General features: G+C 75.6%; 26 protein-coding genes and 1 pseudogene. 7 read left to right on the top strand and 20 right to left on the bottom strand.

The window, feature by feature from the left end; genetic code table 11:
* Window positions 1-47 precede the first annotated feature (47 nt).
* The gene (locus tag V2S66_RS00700; RefSeq protein WP_330792238.1) at window positions 48-941 is read right to left on the bottom strand and encodes a sigma-70 family RNA polymerase sigma factor; all 894 of its coding nucleotides are present in this window, start codon (window positions 939-941) and stop codon (window positions 48-50) included.
* Between the two features lie 171 nt (window positions 942-1,112).
* Here V2S66_RS00700 and V2S66_RS00695 point away from each other — a divergent pair, with 171 nt between their 5' ends.
* Entirely contained in the window at window positions 1,113-1,817 is a 705-nt protein-coding gene (locus V2S66_RS00695; protein ID WP_330792236.1) for an FMN-dependent NADH-azoreductase, read from the top strand.
* A gap of 176 nt (window positions 1,818-1,993) precedes the next feature.
* On the opposite strand, the gene V2S66_RS00690 is transcribed toward V2S66_RS00695, so the two are convergent.
* From V2S66_RS00690 to V2S66_RS00680, 3 genes are all read right to left on the bottom strand, one after another.
* Window positions 1,994-2,554: an EF-hand domain-containing protein gene (locus V2S66_RS00690; RefSeq protein WP_330792234.1), complete on the bottom strand. Its 561-nt coding sequence runs from the start codon at window positions 2,552-2,554 to the stop codon at window positions 1,994-1,996.
* Window positions 2,555-2,742: 188 nt separating this feature from the next.
* Window positions 2,743-4,194 (bottom strand): serine/threonine-protein kinase, encoded by a 1,452-nt coding sequence (locus tag V2S66_RS00685; protein ID WP_330792233.1) that lies wholly within the window; start codon window positions 4,192-4,194, stop codon window positions 2,743-2,745.
* Between the two features lie 172 nt (window positions 4,195-4,366).
* Window positions 4,367-4,798, bottom strand: coding sequence for an ATP-binding protein (locus V2S66_RS00680; RefSeq protein WP_330792232.1), 432 nt, complete (start codon window positions 4,796-4,798; stop codon window positions 4,367-4,369).
* A 282-nt stretch (window positions 4,799-5,080) separates the two neighbouring features.
* Between V2S66_RS00680 and V2S66_RS00675 the strand changes: the two genes are divergently transcribed.
* Both V2S66_RS00675 and V2S66_RS00670 read left to right on the top strand, forming a co-directional pair.
* Window positions 5,081-6,064 carry a helix-turn-helix domain-containing protein gene (locus tag V2S66_RS00675; RefSeq protein WP_330792231.1) on the top strand — a complete coding sequence of 328 codons (984 nt, stop codon included), beginning with the start codon at window positions 5,081-5,083 and terminating at the stop codon, window positions 6,062-6,064.
* A gap of 198 nt (window positions 6,065-6,262) precedes the next feature.
* Window positions 6,263-7,513 carry a glycosyltransferase 87 family protein gene (locus V2S66_RS00670; RefSeq protein WP_330792230.1) on the top strand — a complete coding sequence of 417 codons (1,251 nt, stop codon included), beginning with the start codon at window positions 6,263-6,265 and terminating at the stop codon, window positions 7,511-7,513.
* Window positions 7,514-7,602: 89 nt separating this feature from the next.
* On the opposite strand, the gene V2S66_RS00665 is transcribed toward V2S66_RS00670, so the two are convergent.
* Window positions 7,603-8,067, bottom strand: coding sequence for a molybdopterin-dependent oxidoreductase (locus V2S66_RS00665; protein WP_330792228.1), 465 nt, complete (start codon window positions 8,065-8,067; stop codon window positions 7,603-7,605).
* A gap of 616 nt (window positions 8,068-8,683) precedes the next feature.
* On the opposite strand from V2S66_RS00665, the gene V2S66_RS00660 reads away from it, so the two are divergent.
* Window positions 8,684-8,872 carry a hypothetical protein gene (locus V2S66_RS00660; protein WP_330792227.1) on the top strand — a complete coding sequence of 63 codons (189 nt, stop codon included), beginning with the start codon at window positions 8,684-8,686 and terminating at the stop codon, window positions 8,870-8,872.
* Between the two features lie 78 nt (window positions 8,873-8,950).
* On the opposite strand, the gene V2S66_RS00655 is transcribed toward V2S66_RS00660, so the two are convergent.
* Window positions 8,951-9,493 carry a DoxX family protein gene (locus V2S66_RS00655; RefSeq protein WP_330792808.1) on the bottom strand — a complete coding sequence of 181 codons (543 nt, stop codon included), beginning with the start codon at window positions 9,491-9,493 and terminating at the stop codon, window positions 8,951-8,953.
* A gap of 332 nt (window positions 9,494-9,825) precedes the next feature.
* On the opposite strand from V2S66_RS00655, the gene V2S66_RS00650 reads away from it, so the two are divergent.
* The gene (locus tag V2S66_RS00650) at window positions 9,826-10,077 is read left to right on the top strand and encodes a DUF6400 family protein (RefSeq protein WP_330792807.1); all 252 of its coding nucleotides are present in this window, start codon (window positions 9,826-9,828) and stop codon (window positions 10,075-10,077) included.
* On the top strand, window positions 10,061-10,306 hold the full coding sequence (locus tag V2S66_RS00645) for a hypothetical protein (RefSeq protein ID WP_330792225.1): 246 nt from the start codon (window positions 10,061-10,063) through the stop codon (window positions 10,304-10,306). Before V2S66_RS00650 ends, V2S66_RS00645 begins: the two co-directional genes overlap by 17 nt.
* A gap of 94 nt (window positions 10,307-10,400) precedes the next feature.
* On the opposite strand, the gene V2S66_RS00640 is transcribed toward V2S66_RS00645, so the two are convergent.
* Window positions 10,401-11,141: a class I SAM-dependent methyltransferase gene (locus V2S66_RS00640; RefSeq protein WP_330792223.1), complete on the bottom strand. Its 741-nt coding sequence runs from the start codon at window positions 11,139-11,141 to the stop codon at window positions 10,401-10,403.
* Between the two features lie 111 nt (window positions 11,142-11,252).
* Between V2S66_RS00640 and V2S66_RS00635 the strand changes: the two genes are divergently transcribed.
* Window positions 11,253-11,771 (top strand): hypothetical protein, encoded by a 519-nt coding sequence (locus V2S66_RS00635; protein ID WP_330792222.1) that lies wholly within the window; start codon window positions 11,253-11,255, stop codon window positions 11,769-11,771.
* A 32-nt stretch (window positions 11,772-11,803) separates the two neighbouring features.
* On the opposite strand, the gene V2S66_RS00630 is transcribed toward V2S66_RS00635, so the two are convergent.
* From V2S66_RS00630 to V2S66_RS00570, 13 genes and pseudogenes are all read right to left on the bottom strand, one after another.
* Window positions 11,804-12,952: a serine hydrolase domain-containing protein gene (locus V2S66_RS00630; RefSeq protein ID WP_330792221.1), complete on the bottom strand. Its 1,149-nt coding sequence runs from the start codon at window positions 12,950-12,952 to the stop codon at window positions 11,804-11,806.
* Window positions 12,949-13,872, bottom strand: a complete 924-nt coding sequence (locus V2S66_RS00625) for a DUF6895 family protein (protein WP_330792219.1) — start codon at window positions 13,870-13,872, stop codon at window positions 12,949-12,951. The genes V2S66_RS00630 and V2S66_RS00625 overlap by 4 nt, the downstream gene beginning before the upstream one ends.
* Window positions 13,869-14,909, bottom strand: a complete 1,041-nt coding sequence (locus V2S66_RS00620; protein WP_330792218.1) for a DUF6895 family protein — start codon at window positions 14,907-14,909, stop codon at window positions 13,869-13,871. Before V2S66_RS00620 ends, V2S66_RS00625 begins: the two co-directional genes overlap by 4 nt.
* A 5-nt stretch (window positions 14,910-14,914) precedes the next feature.
* Window positions 14,915-15,577, bottom strand: a complete 663-nt coding sequence (locus tag V2S66_RS00615; protein WP_330792217.1) for a hypothetical protein — start codon at window positions 15,575-15,577, stop codon at window positions 14,915-14,917.
* Between the two features lie 56 nt (window positions 15,578-15,633).
* Window positions 15,634-15,822 carry a hypothetical protein gene (locus V2S66_RS00610; protein WP_093785708.1) on the bottom strand — a complete coding sequence of 63 codons (189 nt, stop codon included), beginning with the start codon at window positions 15,820-15,822 and terminating at the stop codon, window positions 15,634-15,636.
* Window positions 15,823-15,959: 137 nt separating this feature from the next.
* A complete protein-coding gene (locus V2S66_RS00605; RefSeq protein WP_330792212.1) occupies window positions 15,960-16,586 on the bottom strand; it encodes a glyoxalase in 627 nt (208 codons plus the stop codon).
* A 5-nt stretch (window positions 16,587-16,591) separates the two neighbouring features.
* The gene (locus V2S66_RS00600; protein WP_330792210.1) at window positions 16,592-17,068 is read right to left on the bottom strand and encodes a helix-turn-helix transcriptional regulator; all 477 of its coding nucleotides are present in this window, start codon (window positions 17,066-17,068) and stop codon (window positions 16,592-16,594) included.
* A gap of 34 nt (window positions 17,069-17,102) precedes the next feature.
* Entirely contained in the window at window positions 17,103-17,513 is a 411-nt protein-coding gene (locus V2S66_RS00595; RefSeq protein ID WP_330792208.1) for a VOC family protein, read from the bottom strand.
* 365 nt (window positions 17,514-17,878) lie between these two features.
* Window positions 17,879-18,043 carry a hypothetical protein gene (locus tag V2S66_RS00590; RefSeq protein WP_330792205.1) on the bottom strand — a complete coding sequence of 55 codons (165 nt, stop codon included), beginning with the start codon at window positions 18,041-18,043 and terminating at the stop codon, window positions 17,879-17,881.
* A gap of 152 nt (window positions 18,044-18,195) precedes the next feature.
* Window positions 18,196-18,533, bottom strand: a pseudogene (locus V2S66_RS00585) (DUF2201 family putative metallopeptidase); the annotation flags it as partial.
* 482 nt (window positions 18,534-19,015) lie between these two features.
* A complete protein-coding gene (locus V2S66_RS00580; protein ID WP_330792203.1) occupies window positions 19,016-19,630 on the bottom strand; it encodes a GNAT family N-acetyltransferase in 615 nt (204 codons plus the stop codon).
* Between the two features lie 515 nt (window positions 19,631-20,145).
* Window positions 20,146-21,198 carry a pyridoxal-phosphate dependent enzyme gene (locus tag V2S66_RS00575; protein ID WP_330792200.1) on the bottom strand — a complete coding sequence of 351 codons (1,053 nt, stop codon included), beginning with the start codon at window positions 21,196-21,198 and terminating at the stop codon, window positions 20,146-20,148.
* A gap of 101 nt (window positions 21,199-21,299) precedes the next feature.
* Window positions 21,300-21,842: an SMI1/KNR4 family protein gene (locus tag V2S66_RS00570; RefSeq protein WP_330792197.1), complete on the bottom strand. Its 543-nt coding sequence runs from the start codon at window positions 21,840-21,842 to the stop codon at window positions 21,300-21,302.
* Window positions 21,843-21,853 lie beyond the last annotated feature (11 nt).

Genomic DNA, 21,853 nt, shown 5'->3' with positions numbered 1-21,853 from the left:
TTACCGTCCTTTGACCATTCTGTGGGCCGAGGGCGGGGGCAGGCCGGTCAGTCGAGCACGCCGAGTTCGGTCGCGCCGAGCCGGGCCGGGTCGGCGATCACGTCGTAGGCCGCGACGACGCCGTCCCTGACCGTGAAGGCGACGGCGAGCAGCAGGCGGCCCCCCGGAGCGGCGACCAACCCCACCGAGCCGTTCACCAGGGCGAGTTCGGACATCCGCGACCGCTCCGCGAGCAGGACGGTGCCCTCCGCCACCGCCCGCGCGCCGCGAACCTCGGCCGGCACGCCCGGCGGCAGGGCCGCGGCGTCGGCGCGGCGGACGGCGTCCGGGGCCAGCACCGCGAGGACCGCCGCGAGATCGCCTGCCCGCGCGGCGGACAGGAACGCCGTCACGGCCGCGCGCTGCCGGGCCAGCTCCGCGGCCGGCACCGCAGGCCCGCCGCGGACCTTGCCCCGGGCCCGGCTCGCCAGCTTCTTCGCGGCATCCGGGCTCCGCTCCACGACCGGTGCGATCTCCTCGAACGGCACGGCGAACATGTCGTGCAGCACGAAGGCCACCCGCTCGGACGGCGTCAGCCGGTCCAGGACCACGAGCAGCGCATGGCTGACCGCGTCCGTCCGCAGCGCCTGCTCCTCCGGCGCGCTCGCACCGGTCCGGCCCGCGGCGGCGTGCGGGAACCCGTCGAGCAGGTGCTGCTCGGTGAGGTCCTCCCGGCGGGAACGGCGCGCGCGCAGCATGTCCAGGCAGATCCGGGTCACCACGGTCCTGAGCCAGCCCGCGAGGTTCTCCACCCGCCCGGCGTCGACGCGCCCGAGCCGCAGCCACGCCTCCTGCACCGCGTCCTCGGCCTCGCCCGCCGAGCCCAGCATCCGGTAGGCCATCGCCTGCAGGCCGCCGCGCTCGCTCTCGAAGCGTGCCGCCAGCCCGTCGTGCTCGTCCACCGCTCGCCCTTCCCACTCGCGCTTCCCGCTCGGCGGTCCCGTCCGGCGGTCACCTCTGCCCGTCCCGAACCGTCACGTCCACGAAGGCCCGTACACGAAGGCCCGTACACGAAGCGCCGTGCCCCTCCCTCCATGACGGACGCGGAGACCCACACGTGACAGGAGAATCCCATGGCGTCACTGCTGCATCTCGACTCCGCCGCCAACCGCTCGGGCGAGTCGGTCAGCAGAGAGCTGACCTCGCTCTTCGCCGAGACGTGGACCGCCGCGAACGGCCCCGGCGGCTACCGCTACCGCGACCTCGCCGCCGACCCGGTGCCGCCGCTGGACACCGCCTACTGCACCCTCGGCCGCCGGGTCGAACGGGCCGGACTGCTCCCGCCCGCGCGGGTGCCCGAGCTGGTCGCCGGGCCGGCGGAGGAGCGCGCCTGGGCGCTGACCGCTCCGCTGATCGCCGAACTGCTCGCCGCCGACACCGTGGTGATCGGCGCCCCGATGTACAACCTGTCGGTCCCCGGGCTGCTCAAGGCATGGATCGACCGGGTGACCTTCCCCGGCGCCTTCCTGGACCCGGCCGACGGCGGAAGCCTGCTGCGGGACACGAAGGTCGTGGTCGTCTCGGCGCGCGGCGGGGCCTACCGGCCGGGCACCCCCGGTGAGCCGCTGGACTTCCACACGCCCTACCTGCGTGCCTACGTGACCCGGTACGGGGTGGCGGAGGGCAACCTGTCGTTCGTCACCGCCGAGCTGACCGTGGCAGGGCTGATGCCGCACCTCGCCCAGCACGGCGACGCCGCCGCCGGCTCGCTGGCCGCCGCGCGAGCCGAGGTGACCGCGCTCGCCGCAGGCCGGGCGCGGGCGGCGTCCGACACCTAGGGCCTGGCGCGGCGGTGCTGGTGCGGCCCGAACGGATCTACGGCAACGCCTAGGGCCTGTCGCCCCCTCGGGGACCCGGCGCCGCGGCCCGCGTTCCCGGAGCCGGCGCCGCAGCCGGGGCGCCGTCCGCAGCGCCCCGGCCCGCCGGTTCTCCGTGCCCCGGCCCGCCGGAGCGGTCAGCCCTCCGGGGAGCCGGCCTGCGCGGGAATCCGGCCGCAGAGCAGGTTGCCGGGGTCCTGCGGGTCGTCGCTGATCCAGAACTGGCGCCACAGCAGCGCGAACTCCTCGCGGCTGAGGTACCCGTCGCCGTTGAGGTCGAGCCGCTCGAAGACGCCCGTCATGTCGGCGGGCCGGCCGTTCCAGGTCTCCACGAGCCTTTGGTGCTCCGCGGGGGAGATGCGGCCGTCGCCGTTGGCGTCCACGGCGTCGAAGACGGTGTCCGCGGTCGCGGTGACCTGGGCGACCATGGCCGGCAGTCTGTCCACGAGCGAGAGCAGTTCGTCCATGTCGACCGCGCCGTCCCCGTTGGCGTCGCCCGCCGCCAGCAGCGCCGCCCACCAGCCCATCAGCAGGCTCTCGACCCGCGCGCGCAGTTCGGTGCCGGGGCCGACGCCCGGCAGCCGGCCCCAGCGGGCGACGAGGGCGCGGAAGTCCTCCTCGCGCAGATAGCCGTCGCCGTCCGCGTCGAACGCGGCGAACATCCCGGTGAGCTTGCGCTCCTGAAACACACTGGCCATGAGCGGCCTCCCTCGACGCCGAACCGAACCGTGTCCGCCGGCGGCCGTGCTGCCGGGCCGCGGCAGCGGGTAACTCTAGGCCGGTTCGGGCGTGTTGCCCCACAAGCACATGCGTACGAACCGTCACCCTTCGGGCGCTCGCCGGCCGTCCGCAGCCACTGACCTGGCACGGTGCCGCCGCCGGGCGGCTACGCGGCCGGAGTCTCGTCGGCCGGCGGCGCGCTGTCGGTGCCGGTGGGCGCGTCGCTCGGCACCTGCTCGGTGGTGGGAGGCGGCGGAGGCGGGGCGCTGTTCCCCGCGGCGGGCGGCGTCGTGCCCGCCGGGGCCGAGGGAGGAGCCGCGGTGGGCGCGGTGGTGGTCGCCCCCGCCGGGTCTGTCGGCCCCGCCGCGGGCCCCCCGGTGGCGGCCGGCGCGTCGGCCGAGGGCGACGCACCCGGGCGGGACGGCGTCGCAGCCGGGGGAGCGACCTTCCGCGACGCCGGAGCGGCAGCGCCGCCCTTGGAGGTGTCGGCCTGCTGCGCCTGCCCGCGCGGCGCGGCGGTTCCGCGGTGCCCGGGGGCCGAAGGCGAGGTGACGGCGTGTCCGGGCGCGGCCGGGCCGCCGTCGGCGGAGGAGGTCGCGAGGACGACGCCGGCCGCCGTGAGCACCGACGCGGTCACCGCCGCGCCGATGAGCGCCCGCCGGCTGCGGCCCGCCCGGTGCCGCCGCCGCAGGGCGGGGGAGGGGGGCGCCGGGGCGGCGAGCGTGGGTGCGGTGACGTCCGCCGCGAAGGGCGACACGCCCAGCGGCACGCCGAAGTCCGCCGCCGAGGCCGGCAGCGGCGCGCCCTGCCAGGCCCCGCCGTCGAAGCACGCCGCCACGTCGGCCGCGGCCGGGCGCTGCGCGGGGTCCTTGGCGAGCATCGCCTCCACGTACGCCCGCAGGTCGGCCGGCGCCTCCGGGCGCAGGCGGGCCAGCGGGGTGAACGGGCGCTCCACGTGCTGCCACAGCACGGCGAGCGGGGTCTCGGCCTGGAACGGCGGCCGCCCGGTGAGCATCTCGTAGAGCGAGCAGCCCAGCGAGTAGACGTCGCCCGCGGACGTCGTCGGCCGGCCCAGGACGGTCTCGGGGGCCACGTACATGCTGGTGCCGCGGACCTGCCCGGCCACGGTCGTGTCGGTGGCCGTCTGCGTGCTGTGCAGGCGGGCGATGCCGAAATCGGCGATCTTGACCAGGCCGTCGCCGTCCACCAGCACGTTGGAGGGCTTCACGTCCCGGTGGACGATGCCCTGCCCGTGCGCCGCGGCCAGGCCGTCGGCGGTCTGCCCGGCCAGCACCGCGAACCGGTCCAGGCGCAGCGGCCCGCTGCGCCGCAGCTCGTCGGCGAGCGTGCCGCCGTCCACGTACTCCATCACCAGGAAGCAGCGGCCGCCGTCCACGCCGAAGTCGTAGACGCCCACCACATGGGGGTGGTGCAGGCGGGCGGCTATCCGGGCCTCGCGCTCGAAGCGTGCCACCGCGACGGGGTCGTCGGTGGCGCAGTCCGCGAGCAGCTTGACCGCCACCGTGCGGCCGAGCCGCTCGTCGCAGGCCCGCCACACCTCGCCCATCCCGCCGCGACCGGCCGGTTCCTCCAGTCGGAAGCGCTCCGCCAGCAGCATCGGGATGACACCCACCTTCCGGCTCGGGGCTGCGCGCCGCGAACATGACACGGCCACGAGACGCCGCATGCCCGCGATCCGCGCGGACATGTCCGCCGACCCACGGTGCTCATCCGACGCGTCCGCCCGACCCGCCCCACCCGAGCTGCGTCCCCGGGCCTGCGTGCCCCCACTACGGACCGGCCGGGCGGGCCGGGCGGTCCGGCGGCCGGAAGCACGCCGTGACGTCCTTGCCGCGCGGACAGGGCCGGGCGTCCCAGGTGTCGGCCAGCGCGTCGACCAGGAGCATGCCGCGGCCGCCGAGCGCGTCGTCCGAGGGCGGGTACGCCTGCGGCATCCGGGGAGAGGGGTCGTGCACGGTGACGTGCAGGCAGTCGTGGTCCCAGGTCAGCACGAGCTGGGCTGCGCCGCGTCCGTGCAGGTGGGCGTTGGTGACCAGCTCCGAGACGGTCAGCAGGACCGCGTCGACGGTGTCCGGCGCGGTCTGCGGCCATCCCAGGGTGGCCAGGTGCGCGCGGGTCCAGTCCCTGGCCGTCTTCGGGCCGGTGTCCAGCGGCAGCGAGCGTGCCCATCCCACTGCCCTGAGCGACGAGTCGTCGGTCATGTCTCTCCCTTGCCTGGATGCGGGTGTGCTGCTCGCCTACCCCGGATACGGCCGTCCGGTGGGTGTCCGGTTTCGGCCGCCCTCGCGGAGGCGGCCCGTGGGGCATGCTGCGATCGGTTCTCGCGCTGGGCCGAGTCCGCCCTGCAGCCGGCCCTGCGCGGGACCCTGGAGCGCCGGCCCGCCGCGCGCGGCCAAGCGGAATACGCCCGGTGACCGGACCGGCGGAGCCGGATGGAACACTTCGTCCTTCGTGCCGTGACGACGCGCCGAGGTGAGCGAGAGATGCTGAGCGAGACGGTGTTCCAGAGCGAGGACCTGCCGGTGGCCGACAGGTTCGACGCCTGGCAGGCGCTGATGAGCCGCACCCACGCCCCCATGCAGATGAGCAGCGAGGACGCGGCCGACTTCCGGGCGCACCAGCGGCTGATCGCGCTGGGCGACGTCGCGGTGTGGCCGGCCACCTTCCAGCAGCTGGTCTTCCGCCGCACGCCCAAGCTGGTCCGGCAGTCCGACCCGGAGAACTGCCATCTCTCCCTGCTGCTGCGCGGCAACGCGGTCGCGAGCTGGAACCGGAACGAGGCCGCGTACAGCGCGTACGACCTCCACATCAACGACACCTCCCTGCCGTTCGAGATCGCGACCGGCAGGGGGCCGATCACCACGATCGGCATCGAGGTCCCCAAAGCGCTGCTGGGACTGCCGTGGGGCAGCGCCCAGTCGGTCATCGGCCGCCGGATATCGGCGCGGGACGGGATGGGCTTCCTGCTGGCCCAGTTCGTCTCCCAGCTGTCCGCCGACACCCGCGCCTACCGGCCCGCGGACGCACCCCGCCTCGGCTCGGTCCTCGCCGAACTGGTCACCGCGCTCTTCGCACACGCACTGGAAGCCCAGGACGCCCTCGCCCCGGAGACGCGCGACCGGACCGTCACGCTCGGCGTCAAGGACTTCATCCGCCGCCGTCTGCACGACTGCGAGCTGACCCCCAGCGCCATCGCCGCCGCTCACCACATCTCCCGCGGCCACCTCCACCGGCTGTTCCAGGCCGAGGGGACCACCGTCGCGTCGTACATCCGCGACCAGCGCCTGGAGGCCGCGCGCCGCGAACTCGCCGACCCGGCCCAGGCGGCCACCCCCGTGCACGTCATCGCCGCCCGGTGGGGGTTCAAGGACCACACCACCTTCACCCGCACCTTCCGCACCGCCTACGGCGCTCCGCCCAGGGACTTCCGCCGCCGGCCGCCTGACCCCCGCCGCACGCACGGATGAGCCCCGAGCCCGCCGGGCCGGACCGGCGACCGGGGCCGTAGGCGCCTCCCCGCCGCCGCGCGGGTACGGCAATCTGGAAGAAAGCGATTCCGCTTCGCCGCCGTACCCTCCCTGGTGGCCTGCTCCCCGGCACGGGGCGCGCACGGGCCGCTGGCGGCGCTGCCAGCCCTCGGTCCGGCGACAGGAGGTTGTGCGGAGATGACCGCTTTGACCACGGACGTGTCCCCGGCGCCCGAACGGGAGCGCCTTCCTGGCGGGACCGCACTGGCCGTCGTCGCGATCGCGGCGATCGTGGCGACCCTCGCGGTCACCGCCCTCGCGCTGCGCGACAGGATCAACATCGAGTCCGACTTCCAGGTCTTCCACCGCGGCGCCACGGCCGTCCTGCACGGCGTCGACCCCTTCGACGTGGCCACCGCCAAGGGCTTCCTCTTCACCTACCCGCCGTTCGCCGCGCTGGTCATGGCGCCGCTGGGGCTGCTGGGCACCGACACCGGGTACGCCCTGTGGACGTTCGCCTCGGTGCCGCTGCTCGCCGGGTCGATCTGGACGATGCTGAAGCAGGTCGACTCCGGGGAGCGGGCGGCGCGCACGCGCCTCACCCTCACGGCGACCGTGCTGTCCCTGTTCACCGCGCCGGTCCTGCTGCACCTGGACCTCGGCCAGATCAACATCCTGCTGATGTTCATCACGCTGGCCGACCTGGTCCGCCGCCCCGGCCGCACCCAGGGCGTCGCCGTGGGCATCGCGGCGGGCATGAAGCTCACCCCCCTGATCTACGTCGCGTACTTCCTGATCACCCGCAGGTTCCGCGCGGCGGCGGTGTCCGCGGCGACCTTCGCGGGCACCGTCCTGATCGGCTTCGCGGTGCTGCCCGGCGCGTCCGCGAAGTACTGGACCAAGCTGGTGTTCGACACCGGACGGATCATCACACCGGGCGCCGGGCCGTACGTCCAGTCGCTGCGCGGCCAGCTCGCCCAGTTGCCCGGTGTGCTGCACGCCAACTGGTTCTGGATGATCGTCGCGGTCGTGGTCGGCCTCGCCGGCCTGGCGCTCTCGGCGTGGGCGTACCGGCTGGCCCTGGAGCCGCTCGGGATCATCGCGTGCACGATGACCGAACTGCTGATCTCCCCGATCTCCTGGCCACCGCACTGGGTGTGGGTGGCCCCGGTGATGGCGCTGTGGGCCTGGTGGGCGCTGCGCCGGCGGAGCCTCGCGCACGCGCTCGGCCTCGCGGTGGTGTGGCTGCTCCTGGTCGGCTCCGCACTGCTGACCTTCATGATGCAGTGGGGCGCGGTGTCCCTGTCGAAGGCAGGGCTGCTGCTCCTCAACAGCCTGCCGCTGCTCCTCGCCTTCGGCTTCCTGGCGGTGCTGGCCGGCGTGCTGCGGCGCCGGGCGGCGGTGCGGGCGGCGGCGGAACCGCGGCCCGTCGCGACCGCGCCGGCATAGCGCCGAGCCGCACCGGACGGCGCTTGACCGCGCCGGACCGAGCCGCGCCGCGCACGCGGAAGGCCGCTACCGCCCGTAGCGGCCTTCCGCTACCGCCCGTAGCGGCCGTCCACCGTGATGGACCTGATGCCGCTGATGTGCCGCGCCCCGCACCGGTCCTGCGGCAGCACCAGCTGCGGGCCCGCGTGGTGGAGCGGCGTGTCGTCGACACGGACCGCGAGCAGCACCGGCGCACGGGCGAAGTCGGGGTCGATCTCGGCCCAGGTCATCAGCGTGCCATGCCCGTCGGCGCCCGCCACGGCGATGAGGAACCGCAGGCGGTCCTTGCGCCGCGCCGGATCGAACGCGGGACCGGCCGCCGACAGGACGTCGTGGAGCAGCGGTCCCTCGAAGCGGTGGTGCTGGACGCCACGGCTCGCACACTCGAAGGCGACCCGGGCCTGATGCTGCGGCCACTGGAGCAGGCCGGCCACGGTGAGCCGCACCGGACGGGCGAGGTCACCGCCGAGCGCGACTTCGGCGAGCGCGTCGGCGGCCGCAAGAGACTGCCCCACGGGGTACCACCTCCTCAGGAGCGGTACCCATGCGCGAGGACTGCGCAAACGCAGATGCGAGCGTAGGACTCATCCCCACCTCTGCTCTGCGATCCCAGGGTGAGTGGTTGCTCGCATCTGCGGGAGGAAAAACGGCGGAGGGCGCTGGTGAGGGCCCTACCGGCTCAGCACGCCGGACGGTGTCCGTGGTTCGCACCGTGCTTGCGACGGCCCTTCTTCTTACGGCGGCGTTTCGACGCCATGGCCCCTCCTCTCCCGGAGTGGATGCGGTGGTCCACCGCCCACGCTTCCACAGCGGCAGGCCCTCCGCATGCCGGCCCGGCCGGATGCGCAGGACTGGGTGGACCGACCGGAACGGCGCGTCGGCGCAGCGCAGAACAGCCAGGTCAGGAGCTGGTCAGGAGCGGTCCCACGGGTGGTGCCCGCGGCCTCCGCCCCCGCTTGCGGGCCCACCCGGATGGCGATTGAGTGGAGAGAGGTCCCACCCGTGATGGGTCGCCTGACGCGACGCCCACCGTCGGCGCCGACGCACTCGCCGCCGCACTCCGGCGCGGCCGCCGGAGTGCGGCGCCCACCCGGGCCGGCCAACCGCCCACCAGGGCAAGGAGAGGGAGTCATGGCGCACCATCACAAGTCGAACAAGGCAGTCGAAGGTGACCCGGACACCGGTCACCGCGGCGGCATGCCGCGGCGCCCCAACGACCAGGAGCTCCAGGAGCGCACCGCGGAGGACCGCGAGGAAGCGGGTCTGAACCCGGGTGCGGGCGGCTCCCCGCCCGACGAACCGCCGTCCGAGGCGCCGTAGCCCACCGGGGGACGCGCCCCAGGCTCCCCGCCGCGCGTCCGGTGCGCCGCACCGGACGCGGCGAGCCGCCGGCGGACCCTAGGTCGGGTCCTCCTGGGTGGCGGCCCGAACCTGCGCGGCCATCGCCGACTCGCGGCGGGCCACCACGACCGCCGCCGCCACGGTGCTCGCGGCGAAGGCGGCCATGACCATCGCGGCGGTGTTCAGGCGGTGGCCGGTCAGGCTGTCGAGCGAGTAGCGGCCGGGCCCGGCCAGACCGAGACCCGCGGCGACGAAGCCGAGGTAGGCCGGGTACTCGTAGCCGCCCGCGGTGTTGAAGAACCCGCCCGAGCGGTGGACCGCCGTCGCGCCGGCCATCGCACCGGCCGCCGCAGCGCCCGCGGCGGGCGTGGCGACGCCGAGCGCCAGCAGGAGGCCGCCGCCCGCCTCGCCCAGCCCCGCCGCGACGGCGCTGGGCCGGCCGGGACGGAAACCCATCGCGTCCATACCCTTTGCGGTCCCCGCGATCCCGCCGCCGCCGAACCACCCGAAGAGCTTCTGGGCGCCGTGCGTGAACAGCACGCCACCGGTCCCCAGGCGCAGGGCCAGCAGCCCGAGATCCTTGCGGTCGAGGCACACCATGTCAGTACGGTCCTTCCGTGAGCGCAGCAGGCCGTTCCAGTCTTCGGCAGCCGTGCCCGCCACGCCCGCGGGGTTGGGCCGGACAGGGCGCGGCCGGGCCCGCCGCGGGCGCCATGAAGTGCGTCACAGCACGGCGAGGCGGTCCGCGGCGCCCGCGCCGGGTGCGGGGCAGGCAACGGCCCCCTCCGGTGGGCCGATCGGGCGGCGGTACGCCCGCCCGGCGGCGGGAGCACCGCCGCGGACCCGCCGGCGGCGACTGAGGTCACCCTTCCCCGCTGCCGCGGGCGCTGGTACAGATGGGGGTGTTCCGCCAGCACTTCGGAAGTCTCGCCATGAACCAGGACAACGCCAGCGGCCTCACCCCCTTCACCATCGACCTGACCTTCGAGGAGGCCAGACGACGGGCCGAGGTGGTGGCCGCCCTCGGGCCCGACTGGGACCCGGCCGCCGCCCTCAGGGACGAGGAGCAGGCGCACGCCCTCCTCTACTCCGGCCTGGACGCCGAGCAGCAGCGCACCTACGACCTGCTGGTGGCGGCCGGTGTGCTGCCGGGGGAGGAGCCGGGCCGTGCGACTGCCCATTGATCCGCAGGCCGACATCGCGCGCCGCGCCTGGGTGGCCTGCCCCGCCTGCGACGACGCCCGCCACTGCGAGACCTGCGCCGCCCGCCGCACCTGCGCCGAGCACTGGCGCTACCTGCTCTCCAACAACGGCCCCGTCGTCCATCTGCAGTGCCCGAGCTGCACCCACATGTGGTCGCTCGACACCCGGCCGGGCGTCGCGCGCCCCGGCGACGGCGGCCACCGCTCCTGACCTCCGGGTCACACGCCAACCAGCTCCGGGTGGCCCCCGGACCCACCGGCCAAGGACCCGCCGGCCGCGTATGCATCGGCTACGGACCCGCCGGCTACGGACCCGCGGTCGGCGGGCGCCGCGCGAGGAAGACGAACTCCCGGCCCGGCCGGTCGGGCGCGTCGCGGACCGCGTGGACCACGAGTCCCGCGGCCGCCAGGTCGGCCTCGACCTCCTCCCGCTCACGGAAGCACAGCGTCGAGTCCGAGGTGAGCACCTCACCGTCCGCGGCGAAGACGCACGTCCCCCGGAACGACACCAGGGGCGGACGCACCTCGGTCAGCTCGATCCAGCTCTCGACGGCGCCGACACCGGGGATGTCGGTCACGCCGTAGGTCGCCTCCTGGTTCCACTCCTCCCAGGCCCGCCGCGCGGGGTCCCGGGTCTCGAAGGCCAGCAGCCCGCCCGGCCGCAGCGAGGCGTGCGCGGCGCGCAGCGTGGACCGCCAGTCGTCCGGGTCCACGATGGCCTGGGCGACGTTCGCGGTCATCGTCACCAGATCGACCCGCAACGGCGGCAGCGCGCTCGCGTCACCGTCGATCCACCGCACCCGGTCGCTGCCGGGTTTGCCGCGGGCCACGTCGAGGGACGCCGCGGCGGGGTCCAGCCCCACCACCTCGAAGCCGCGGTCGGCCAGCAGCAGCGCGAACACCCCCGTCCCGCAGCCGATGTCCAGCACCCGGCGCGCGCCGAACTCCTCGGCGATGCCCAGGTACGCGTCCAGGTCGCCGCGGTCGGGGTCGAGCGGGTCGTATATCGCGGCGAGCCGCGGGTGGGTGAAGCCCTCGTCGGCCATCCCCGCACGGTAGAGGAAGCGCGGCCGTCGCGCCGACCGGATTTCCACACGCGGGACTCGCCGTGCCCATGCACTACATCGACCGGCGTGACCACGGGGGCGGATGCGCGAGTGCACGACGAACCGACGACACGCGGCCGCGGCCGGCTCGGACCCGTCGCCCATCGCGGCCGCTGGATCGCCGGCGGGCTGGGACTCCAACTGGGGGGAATCGGCGGCCCCCTCGCCTACGTGGCGGCGAAGGCCAAGCACGAGGACATCACCGGGCTGATCAGTCTGGCCACGGTCCGGCTCGCCTGGCACGAGTCCCTGCACGCCAGGGCCGGGATCGCGGTGCTCGCCGCCGGAGCGGTGGTCTTCGCCCTTGGCAGCGTGCTGCTCGCGCGGCCGTTCGCCGAGCGCCGTCTCACCCTCCTGGTCGCCGTGCCGGTCGCGGCGGTCTGCGGCGCGTTCGTCCTGGGTGTGGCGGCACTTCTCGTCGCGCTGCTGATCCTGCTCTCCGACTACGGCGGCGACATCCCCTCGGGAGGCGGCGGGAGTTCGGGGAAGAAGGCCGGTCCCAAGACGCCGAGGACCGATGCGCCCGACCCGTCCGTCCCGTCTGGGGGCTTCGGCTCCGCCGCGAGCTGACCGCCTCTGCGTTCCGTCTGACCGCCTCTCCGTCAGCGCGCGTCGGCGGCCGGGTGCCCGGCCAGCTCCCGCAGCAGCGCGTAGCCGGACCCGACCACCGCGCAGGTGCGGTCGTGCCGGGTGGCGAAGGCGGCGACGGCGGTCCCGGTCGCCGGATGGAAGCCCAGGAAGCACTGCTGCCCGAAGGTGGCGCCCGCGTGGAAGAGCAGCGGGCCGCCCGCCGCCGCGTGCTCGTACCAGGTGAGGGTGTACGTCTCCCGTCGGTGCCCGAACCCCCCTCGCAGCTGGGGGAGCAGGACCTCCCGCAGGGCCGGTTCCAGCGGCCCGGCTCGGTCGGGACGCAGGTGCGCCTCCGCGTAGGTCAGGACGTCGCCCGGGGCGGACACGAGCCCGCCGGCCGCCGCGAACGCGCCCATGCCGGTCGCCGGCAGCGGGGTGCGGCCGTCGCCGCGGTGGCCGGTCGCGGCGGCGGCGGGCCCGGCGCCGAGGCCGGTCGCCGCCAGGCCCAGCGGGCGCAGCACCCGCCGGGTGAGCAGGTCGGGGAGCGCGGCGCCGGCCGCGCCCTCCAGCGCCTGACCCAGCAGCGCCACGCCGAAGTTGGAGTAGCGGCGGCGGCTGCCCGGAGCGTGCCGGAGCCGCGTGTCCGCGAAGGCGGCGAGCAGCCGCTCCGGGCGGTAGCCGGTGTAGCCGTTGGTACGCGGGTGCAGCACCGCCCCCGCGAGCAGGTCCCGCGGAATCCGCGGCAGGCCCGAGGTGTGGGTGGCCAGATGGCGCAGCGTGATCCTCCGGGCGGCGCCGGACACCGGCGGCAGGCCGGGCAGATGCGCGGCCAGCGGATCGTCCAGGGCGAGGACGCCCGCGCGGGCCAGGTCGGCGAGCAGCAGCACGGTGAACGTCTTGGTCAGCGACCCGAGGGCGAATCCCGACTCCTCACGCGGCGGCCGGCGGGCCGCGCCGGTCCCGCCGGCCGCCACGGTCCGGCGTCCGGCCCGGCTGACGGCCACCACGACGTCGGGGGCCCGCACCCGCGCGACGGCCGCGTCCAGGAGCGGGCCGAGCCCGGCGTCCCCGGACGCCGCCGAGGACGCCGCCGCGGCGGCCGTCGCACCGGCGGTGGTCGTACCGGCGGTCGCGGGCGTCCGGCCGCCGTCCGTCATGCCGCCGGCAGGACCGGTGCTCACGCGGCGACATCCGAGGACAGTGCCCGCGAGGTGGCCATCGCCGAGGCGAACGCCGCCACCAGCGTGGGGTGGTGCACCTGGTCGAAGACCTCCTCGCGGCTGCCCTGCGGCATCGCCCCTTGTACCGGCATCGCCCCGTCCGGCGCCTGCGCCGCCGCGTACCGCTCCCACATCGCGGCGTCGAGCGCGGGCCGGGGCAGGCAGGCGTCGACCACGAGGAGTTCGCCCAGCAGGTCCCAGTGCTCCAGCTCCGCCCAGTCCGCCGTCCACGCGGGCAGATAGCGGGCGAGGTAGCCGGCGATCTCCGGGGGGATGCGGTCGGGCGCGGCCCCCCAGTCGGTGAGGTGGAAGACGGTGTGGGTGACGTCGTAGGCGATGTGCAGCTGCACGGTCCACGGCTCGGGCATGCGGCCGAGCCAGGTGGCGGCGAGCGCCTGGTCGACGTCGCCGCTGGGCACCAGTCCGATCTTGCGCTCGGCGTTGAGCAGACCGAGCCGCCGGCTCGGCATCATCTCCAGCGCCCGCCAGCTCGCCGTGGACCGGGCCAGGCCGATCGCGTCCTCCAGGCCGGGGTGGCGGCGGCCGAGTTCGTACAGGCTGGCGTAGATCTCCAGCGGTACCGGCGAGAGCGGCTCCTGCCGCTGGAGCTCGGCCAGCAGGTTGCCGCCGTCGAGCAGGTCGCGCCAGGCGTGGTCCAGCAGCCGCTCCGCGCTCTCGTGCTGCCGCGACCCGGCCACTCCCTCGCGGGCCAGCACCCGCATGTTCACCGCCAACTCACCGACGGGCTTGAGCCGTTCGACGATGCCGCGGCCGGTGGCCAGATCGCCGTCGGTGAGCCGGAACTGCTCGCGGTGGGCGTCGAGCCAGGCCAGCGCCCGGTCGCCGACGCGGTGCAGGAGAGCGGGGGGTGCGGTGCTCATGGTGTCGCCTCGGTTTCCTGCCGGGGGTGGCGGGGCAGCGGCGCCGGCGGGCGGGCGCGGGCCAGGGTGGCGGCGAAGGCGGCCACGAGGGTGGAGTGGTAGCAGGCGGTGAACCGCTCGTCCTCGGTGGCGTCCTGCGGCGGCGGGTCGCCGCTCTCGGGCAGCGCGCCGTCCGCGCTCCGCGCCGCGGCCAGCCGGCGCCAGGCGAGCGGATCGTAGGGCGCGCCCGGCAGGCAGGCGCTGACGGCGAGGAACTCCCCGGCCAGGTCCCACAGCCGCTCCTCCAGCCATGTCTCGGTCCAGGCCGGCAGCCACAGCCGGAGGTACTCCGCCAGGGGTGCGGGCAGGCGGTCCGGCGTGCGGCCCCAGTCGGCGGTGTGGAAGACGTCGTGCGTGATGCCGTACGCGGCCCTGCGGTCCAGCGACCACGGTTCCGGGCAGTGGCCGAGGCCGGTCCGCGCCAGTACGGCGTCGAAGTCGGCGTGCGGCCGCAGCCCGATCCTGCGCTCGGCGTTGAGCACGTTGAGGGTACGGGTGTGGTCCTCGCGGGCCACCCGCCAGCGGCGCAGCGCGGTCGTCGACTCGATCAGCTCGTCCGTGCCCGGGTGGCGCAGGCCCGCCCGCGCGAACACCCCGTACAGCTCGACGGGATAGGTGGCCGCCGGCTCCCCGCGGACCATCTCCTCGAACAGCTCGCCGCCGCGGGTCTCCTTCCAGGCGAAGCCGAACAGCTCCGCGGCCGCTTCGCGCACCGGCGCCACCGGGTGCAGGGCGTGGATCACCTGCGCCAGTTCGGCGAGTTCGCCCAGCGGTTTGAGCGTGGTGTTGGGGTCGGCCTCGGTGGCGACGTCGGGCGGCAGCCGGAAGCTCGGGCGCATCGAGGCGAGCCGGCGCAGCGCGCCGGTGACGACGTCGTCCAGCAACGCGGCGTCGGGGTGCGCGGGTTCGCCGTCCGCCGGCGCGGGCGAAGGTGCGGGCGAAGGTGCCGGTGCGGGCCATACGCGGTGCGCGGCCGCGCCCGGGCGGTCTCCGCTCACCGGGGTCACCGGGGTCCGCGGCCGGCGAACCGCCGCGCGGCGGCGGTGTGCAGGGCCACCCGCGGGTCGCCGTCGCTCATCCGGCGCACGTAGACCAGCCCGACGTCGAGGCCGAGGGAGTCCGGCACGTCCGGCGCCCGGGTCAGCCAGCGTCCGACCCCCGCGGCCTGCAGCCAGTCGCGGCGGCGGACCGCCCGCACGAAGCCGCGGGACAGGTCCTCGGTGCGCGCGGCGAGCCCGGCGGCCAGCGCCGGCGCGACGCCCGGCAGGGCGAGCGCGGCCAGTTGCGACGCGCGATGGGCGAGCTTGGGCCACGGGTCGGTCCGCAGCCACGCGTCTCCGGGAAGGGGCTCGGCCGGCCAGTCGCCCTCGGCGTCCGGCAGGAAGGCCCGAGACGCCTCGACCAGGCCGCGGTAGCTCCACAGCGACACGTCCGAGGCGGCGGCGCCCGGGGGATAGGCCGTCAGGGCCCGGCGGACGACCTGCCCGTCGGGGCCGCCGTGCGCCGCCGCCAGGCCCAGGGCGTACGGCGCCAGCACGTCGGCGCCCAGCACCCGGATGGCGGCGAGGGCCGCCGCGTCGTCCTGCGCCAGCAGTGCCGACAGCGCATAGGAGTCGCCCCCGCCGTCGAGGGCGAGAGCGACTCCGTTTGCGACATCGGCAACCACGGCGCGCAGCGATGAGTTCTCCTGCGCCTGCTCGGCCAATGTGTTCCCCCCGACCGTCAGCGGGCGTCCGTCTTGGGCGCGCGCGGCGTGGGAGGCGAGATCAGCAGCAGCGCTGCCAGGAGCAGACCGCCGCCGCACTCGCGCGTGTCGCGGTAGATGCCTTCCGGTTCCGCGGAATCCAGCAGTCCTTCGACCTCGGCGGCAAGGGCTGCCGTCTCGACCGGGGCTGTGAGCTCCGAAGCCATGGGACCATCTCCTTCTGTCGCAGGAGTTTTCAGGATGACATCGGTCTCATTTCGTCGCAAATCGGACAGGGGTGTGACGGGTGGCCGTGCGTCCCGTGCCACGCCCGGACGGGGGCGTCGCGCTGCCGTGCGAACGTTCAGGAGGCGACGGCCGCGGGGACGGCCTCCCAGCCGAAGCCGTCCGGATCGGTGAAGGGTGCGGCCGCGCCGCCGATCGTGAGGCGGTGCGAGCCGGTGCCCTCGGGCGCGACGCCCGCGTCCTTGGCCAGGGCGCGGCGCCGGTACAGCGCCAGCTTGAACGGGCCCGTGCCGGCGTCGAATTCGACGTACATGCCGCGGAAGCTCTTCGCGACGGTGAGGCCCTGGCCGGCGTAGAACTCCTTGCTGGCGCCGATGTCCTCGACCCCCAGCAGCAGGACCAGCTCGTCGATCTGCCGGGTGGCGGGGCCGGCGTCCTTCTTCGCGGAGGTCGCGACCTTCCAGATCGCCCCGTCCGGCGCCCGCACGACGCCGCCGTACCCCCAGAACGACTTCGCGGGCGGCTTCAGCGCCGTGGCCCCCGCGTCGAGGGCGGACCGCACGAAGCCGTCGACGGTGGCGGGCCGCGACACGGTCAGCGCGAGCGTGAACCCGCGGAAACCCGTGGTCTCCGGCTGCGCGGCCCGCAGCCGGAGCTGCGTGTCCAGGCCGAAGGCGGCGGTGTAGAAGCGGCGGGCGGCCGTCGGGTCGGCCACGTCGAGGATGACGGATTCGATGGAAGTCATGGTCATCACGCTAGGCGCGGGGCCGCTGCGGATGCTTCTCGATTCCTGATCGGTACGGCCGGCCGACGCGCCGGCCGCACCGCCGGGGGCGGGGGCGTGCCCGCCGCGGCTTCGCGCACCAGCCGCCGGTAGGCGTCCGGAGGCATGCCGACCAGTTCGGTGAAGCGGGCGCGGAAGACGTCGGGCGAGGAGCAGCCCACGGATCGCCACACGTCGGCGGCGACGAAGCCACCGCCACGCAGCAGGGCCGCCGCCCGCTCGACGCGACGCGCCGTCAGATACGCGTACGGCGACCGCCCGTACGCCAGCCGGAACTGCCGGCTGAGCCGGCCGGCGGGCATGTCCGCGGCGCGGGCGAGGGCCTCGACGTCCAGCGGCTTCGCGTACTCCCGGTCGATCAGGTCCCGGACGCGCCGCAGTCGTGCCAGATCGCTCAGCCGCTGGGCCGCCGCGCGGGCGGCCCCCCACGAGGGGTGGCACATGGGAGAACTCCTCTGCACCGGTGGCCGGAAGGGGTCAGCGCAGCTGCTGGATGCGGACCAGGTTGCCCGCGGGATCGCGGACGGCGCAGTCGCGGATGCCGTACGGCTGGTCGGTCGGCTCCTGGACCACCTCGGTGTCGCCGGCCTGCACCTGGGCGAAGGTGCCGTCGAGGTCCCGGGTGGCCAGCAGGATCCACCCGTAGGTGCCCTTGGCCATCATCTCGGCGACGGTGCGGCGCTCCTCCTCGGTGACGCCCGGGTCGGCGCCCGGGGGCGCGAGCAGGATCGACACGTCGGGCTGCCCGGCCGGGCCGACGGTGATCCAGCGCATCCTGCCCTGCCCGACGTCGCTGCGGACCTCGAAGCCGAGCACGTCGCGGTAGAAGGCCACGGACGCGTCCGGGTCCTCGTGCGGGAGGACCGTGGTGTGGATGGTGATGTCCATGGCGATCATGCTAGGTGCCGCCCCCCGGCCCGCGCTTCTCGGTTCCTGACCGGCCGCCGGTGCGGTCGCGGCGCCCAGCAGTCGCGGCCGGTGAGGCCGCGGGAGACGAACCTGGCCAGCGCCTCGACGGTCTCCGCCTCGACGGCGTCCGCCGCCGCGCTCGCCGCCGGGATGTGCCCCGGCGCCGGTGCGCCCGCTCCCGGGGAGCCGCACCCCTGCGCGGTGCCGCGGCACGGCCGGTCCGCCGCCGGGGCGTGCCTCGTCGACACCGAGGGGCGCGCCTTGTTAGCCACGCCCGCGCCACCGCGGCACAGCGCGGCCCGGCGAGCCCGGACCGCTGAGGGGCGGCTCCCCGCCGGAGACCCTCAGGCCGCCGCCGGATCGGTGTGCGCGGGCGCGGTCGGCGTGTCGCCGCCACCGGACGGTGCCTTCTGCGCGGCTCCGGGCACGGCGAACGGGTCGCGGGCCGGGGTCGGCGCCGAGCCCTGCGCGGCCGGCTCGGTCTGGTCCGGATCGGAGAAAAGGTCCATGGAGATCCCCCTTGTGGCGAAGTGACCGGAGGGAGACTGCCCGCCGTGGCGCCCCCGAGACCCGCTCGGAGATCCGCGCCGGGCGGTCGCCCACCACGAACCCTACGCCTGACCTGGTCGGCACAGCGTCAAGGCCAGGGCGGCGCGGGGCCTCAGCCGACGGTGACGACACGGGCCCACGACGGCGGGGCGTCGGGGACGTACCCGGGGTCCTCCTCGTCCACGGCGCGGGCGGGGCGGGGGAAGAGCCCGACGACGGTACGGCACGGCGGCCGCGCCGAGGGCCACGGCGTCTGCCCGTCCGTCAGGGCCACGATCACGTCAGGGCGGGGCCGGGAGCGCAGCGCCCGCGCGAAGCCCGAGCGCAGGTCCGTTCCGCCGCCGACGAGTGCGAGGTGCTCGGCCGGCAGAGCGGCACGGCGACCCCGGCGGCCGCGTCGCAGGAGATCACCGAGACCAGGTCGCGCCGGCCGGCCACCGCCCGCACCACCCGCCGCGAGCTGCTCGGCTGGGCGGCGCGGCACCGGGCGCTGGTCCTGCCCGCGCAGTTCGCCGGCCACAGCGCGCTGGAAGCCGCCGAGGACGGCGGGGCGTTCCGCATCACCGGCTGGGGGCCGTTCCCCGCCTACCCGGCGTCCTGAGGCGGGCCCCGGCCGACCGCAGAGCCGCCCCGCGGCGACGGTGCGCCGGCCGGCGCGGGGCCGGGCCGGGGAGGGCGACGGCAGCCGAGGCGACGGCGGGACCCGCGTTCGCGGGTCGGTCCGCCGCACGGGGCGCGCGCCGCGGCCCGCCTCAGTTCCAGCGGCCCGCGGCGACGGCCTCGGTGACGTAGTCCTCGAAGGCCCGGGGCGGCCGGCCTTCGCCTTCGGCGTGGCGTTGAGGTGCGCCCGGGGCGTCAGCCCCCGGTCCGGCCAGGCGCCCTGAGCGCTTCGGCGCGCTCCGCCGTCCCGCGACCGCGGCGAACCGCGCAGGTCATCCGTCCTGCTCGAAGTCGCCCAGCCGTGCGGTCAGCCGCTCCTTGGCGGCGGGCCACTCCCGCACGAGCAGGGAGAAGTACACCGAGTCCCGCCAGGTGCCGTCCGGGCGCCGTCGGTGGCGGCGCAGCACGCCCTCGCGCCGTGCGCCCAGGCGCGCGATGGCCGCCTGCGAGCGGTGGTTGAGGTGGTCGGTCTTCAACTGCACCCGTCCCATGCCCAGTTCCTCGAAGGCGTGGCCGAGCAGGAGCAGCTTCGACTCGGTGTTCACGGCGGAGCGCCAGTAGGCGCGCCCGTACCACGTCCAGCCGATCTCCAGCCGTTCGTCGGCCGGCGCGATGTCCATGTACGTGGTCCAGCCCACCGCCCGGCCGCTCGCGCGGTGGACGACCGCGAAGGGGACCGACTCACCCCGCGCCCCCGCCGCCAGCAGGGGGGCGAGCTTGGCGGCCAACTCCTCCCGCGTCCGGGGCGCGGGTGCTCCCTGCCACCGCCACACCTCCTCGTCGCCGCCCCCCGCGGCGAACAGGTCGTCGAGATGCGTCGTCGCCAGCGGCTCCAGGCGCACATGGCGGCCGGTGAGCGTGGTGGGCAGCGGAGTTCTGGCAGGCATGGAGCCGAAGATATCCATGGATCGCACTAGCGGCAAACCGCTATTGCACTAGTGCGACCACGGACGGCGCTCGGTGGTACGCCCCCCGGTAGGGGCCGTCCGTGCGGTGCCCGTCACCGGACGCCCCCTGCATGCATCCCGGCGCCGAAGGGGCCACAGCCGGGGCCACCTCGCCCGGGTCGCCCGGCCCCCGGCGCACCTCCTTGTCGACGGTGCCGAGGGTCACCGGGTCGACGGTGGTGACCGGAGGGGCGCTGAGGGTGTGGCCGCGGCGACCGCGGCCGCGGTGGTGAGGACCCTCCTGCGGGTACGCCTCATGTGCCCTCCCCTGACGTGATGGGGCGCGGGGGCCGATGCCGCGGGAACCGCACCGGGGTTCGTCGTCGTCACCCGGTGTTCCGCTCGCGTTCGCCCGCCCTCGCGCACCGTCAGACAGGCGAGGCGGCCGGAAGGTTGTGCCCGCGGCGCCCCCGCGTGACCGCGCGGGTGCGGCGCGCACCGCCCAGGCGAACGGCTCAGCGCTCGGGCCGCAGACCGGCTCCGGCGAACCGCAGGGCCGCGGGATGCCCGAAGAGGCCGGGCAGACCGCCGGTGTGCAGGAGCACGGTCCGCTCGCCGGGCCTGATGTCCCCGTCCCGGACGGCTGCCGCCAGCCCCGCCATGGCGCGGCCGGTGTAGACCGGATCGAGCATGAGCCCTTCGCTGCGTGCCGCCAGGGTCAGGGCCGACGCGGTCTCCTCGGAGAACGCGCCGTAGCCCTCGCCGACCTGGTCGGTACGGATGCGCAGGTGGTGCGGCGCCGGCCCGGTGCCCGTCCCCGTGCCGGGATCGGTTTCGATTTCGATTTCGATTTCAGGATCGGTTCCGGCATCCGCTCCGGTCGCGATCAGAGGCGCGGCGAAGCGGACGACCGCCTCGGCCGCGTCGGGTCGCGCGCCGCAGTCGACCCCGAGGACGGTGCGCGCGCCGAGCGCGGCGACGAGTCCGGCCATGGTGCCGCCCGAGCCGAGCGCGACCACGACGTGCCGCAGGTCGGGGAGTTGGGCGAGCAGTTCGCGCCCGCAGTCCGCGTAGCCCTCGGCGCCCAGCGCGCTCGAGCCGCCGAAGGGGATCAGGGCGGGGCGGGCGCCGTCGCGACGCAGCGTCTCCACCACGCCGGCGGCCGCCTTCGCCAGCCCGTCGGCGTCCACGGCGCCGGCCCACACCACGCGGGCGCCCAGCAGGCCGTCGAGGGCCAGATTGCCCACGACCGGGCCGCCGGCGCTGCCGGGGAAGACCAGGACGGCGCGCATCCCCGCGCGGGCGGCGGCAGCGGCGGTGAGGCGTGCGTGGTTGCTCTGCGGGGCGCCGGTGGTCACCAGCACGTCCGCGCCGCGGGCGCGCGCCGCGCCGACGGTGTACTCCAGCTTGCGCACCTTGTTGCCGCCGCCGCCCAGACCGGTCAGGTCGTCGCGCTTGATCCACAGGTCCGCCGCGTTCAGCCCGATCGCCTCGGCCAGTCGGGGGGCCGCCTCGACGGGCGTGGGCAGGGCGGTCAGCGTGAGCTTGGGGGGACGCTCGGCGTTCACGGATGCTCGTTCCTTTCGGGGCGCGCGGCCTGGTGCGGCGGCGTGCGTACGGCGGAACCGCCGGAGCCGTGGACGTCGGGTCCGGGCTCCGGGGCGGGCCGTCAGCGCGTGGGCGCGGGATACGGGCGGAAGACGTGTCCGTCGGCGTGCAGGTGGTGCGAGAGGATCGGCGAGTCGATCTCGCCGGACAGCAGCCCGGCGAGGAACTCGGTGCCGGTCATCGGATACACCTCGCACGCGCCGAGGTCCGCGTCCAGCACGACGACCGCCCACTCCTCCGGCGCCCGGCCCGGCTCGACCCGCCAGTTGACCGAGTCGGAGTCGATCGTGTCGGCCCAGGTGACCAGGAGGAGGTCCTCGCCGGCCAGGGCCGCCGGGCGGTTCTCGGTGATCGCCCACAGGTCGTTCAGCTCGTCCATGCGGTCGTCGTTGTAGCCGGCGATCTCGCTGCCGGTCCGGGTGGGCGGCGGCACCAGCAGGCCGAGGTGGCCGTCGAAGTCGCCGCCGCCGTAGACGTCGACCAGCTCCTTGAAGTCCCGCGGCAGCGGCCGCCCGATCCGGTCCTCGGCGGCGGCCCAGTCCCGGGCCTGTGGAGCGGACGGCGGGGGCACCAGCCGGGACAGCCGGTCGAGCGAGGGCGTCATCGGTGCCCCTT

It is taken from the genome of Actinacidiphila polyblastidii (assembly GCF_036353415.1).
In the GTDB taxonomy this organism is placed as follows: Bacteria; Actinomycetota; Actinomycetes; order Streptomycetales; family Streptomycetaceae; genus Actinacidiphila; species Actinacidiphila polyblastidii.
The sequence above is the reverse complement of the archived record's forward strand: the minus strand, read 5'-3'. Positions and strand labels throughout refer to the sequence as shown.

Bases quoted from the DNA above. Each gene is read 5' to 3' on its own strand.
- V2S66_RS00680 (WP_330792232.1), bottom strand. From the start codon at position 4,798: ATGACCGACGACTCGTCGCTCAGGGCAGTGGGATGGGCACGCTCGCTG.
- V2S66_RS00650 (WP_330792807.1), top strand. From the start codon at position 9,826: ATGAACCAGGACAACGCCAGCGGCCTCACCCCCTTCACCATCGACCTG.
- V2S66_RS00690 (WP_330792234.1), bottom strand. From the start codon at position 2,554: ATGGCCAGTGTGTTTCAGGAGCGCAAGCTCACCGGGATGTTCGCCGCG.
- V2S66_RS00610 (WP_093785708.1), bottom strand. From the start codon at position 15,822: ATGGCTTCGGAGCTCACAGCCCCGGTCGAGACGGCAGCCCTTGCCGCC.
- V2S66_RS00660 (WP_330792227.1), top strand. From the start codon at position 8,684: ATGGCGCACCATCACAAGTCGAACAAGGCAGTCGAAGGTGACCCGGAC.
- V2S66_RS00655 (WP_330792808.1), bottom strand. From the start codon at position 9,493: ATGGTGTGCCTCGACCGCAAGGATCTCGGGCTGCTGGCCCTGCGCCTG.
- V2S66_RS00600 (WP_330792210.1), bottom strand. From the start codon at position 17,068: ATGTGCCACCCCTCGTGGGGGGCCGCCCGCGCGGCGGCCCAGCGGCTG.
- V2S66_RS00685 (WP_330792233.1), bottom strand. From the start codon at position 4,194: ATGCTGCTGGCGGAGCGCTTCCGACTGGAGGAACCGGCCGGTCGCGGC.
- V2S66_RS00605 (WP_330792212.1), bottom strand. From the start codon at position 16,586: ATGACTTCCATCGAATCCGTCATCCTCGACGTGGCCGACCCGACGGCC.
- V2S66_RS00570 (WP_330792197.1), bottom strand. From the start codon at position 21,842: ATGACGCCCTCGCTCGACCGGCTGTCCCGGCTGGTGCCCCCGCCGTCC.
- V2S66_RS00670 (WP_330792230.1), top strand. From the start codon at position 6,263: ATGACCGCTTTGACCACGGACGTGTCCCCGGCGCCCGAACGGGAGCGC.
- V2S66_RS00595 (WP_330792208.1), bottom strand. From the start codon at position 17,513: ATGGACATCACCATCCACACCACGGTCCTCCCGCACGAGGACCCGGAC.
- V2S66_RS00590 (WP_330792205.1), bottom strand. From the start codon at position 18,043: ATGGACCTTTTCTCCGATCCGGACCAGACCGAGCCGGCCGCGCAGGGC.
- V2S66_RS00695 (WP_330792236.1), top strand. From the start codon at position 1,113: ATGGCGTCACTGCTGCATCTCGACTCCGCCGCCAACCGCTCGGGCGAG.
- V2S66_RS00625 (WP_330792219.1), bottom strand. From the start codon at position 13,872: ATGAGCACCGCACCCCCCGCTCTCCTGCACCGCGTCGGCGACCGGGCG.
- V2S66_RS00580 (WP_330792203.1), bottom strand. From the start codon at position 19,630: ATGCCTGCCAGAACTCCGCTGCCCACCACGCTCACCGGCCGCCATGTG.
- V2S66_RS00640 (WP_330792223.1), bottom strand. From the start codon at position 11,141: ATGGCCGACGAGGGCTTCACCCACCCGCGGCTCGCCGCGATATACGAC.
- V2S66_RS00675 (WP_330792231.1), top strand. From the start codon at position 5,081: ATGCTGAGCGAGACGGTGTTCCAGAGCGAGGACCTGCCGGTGGCCGAC.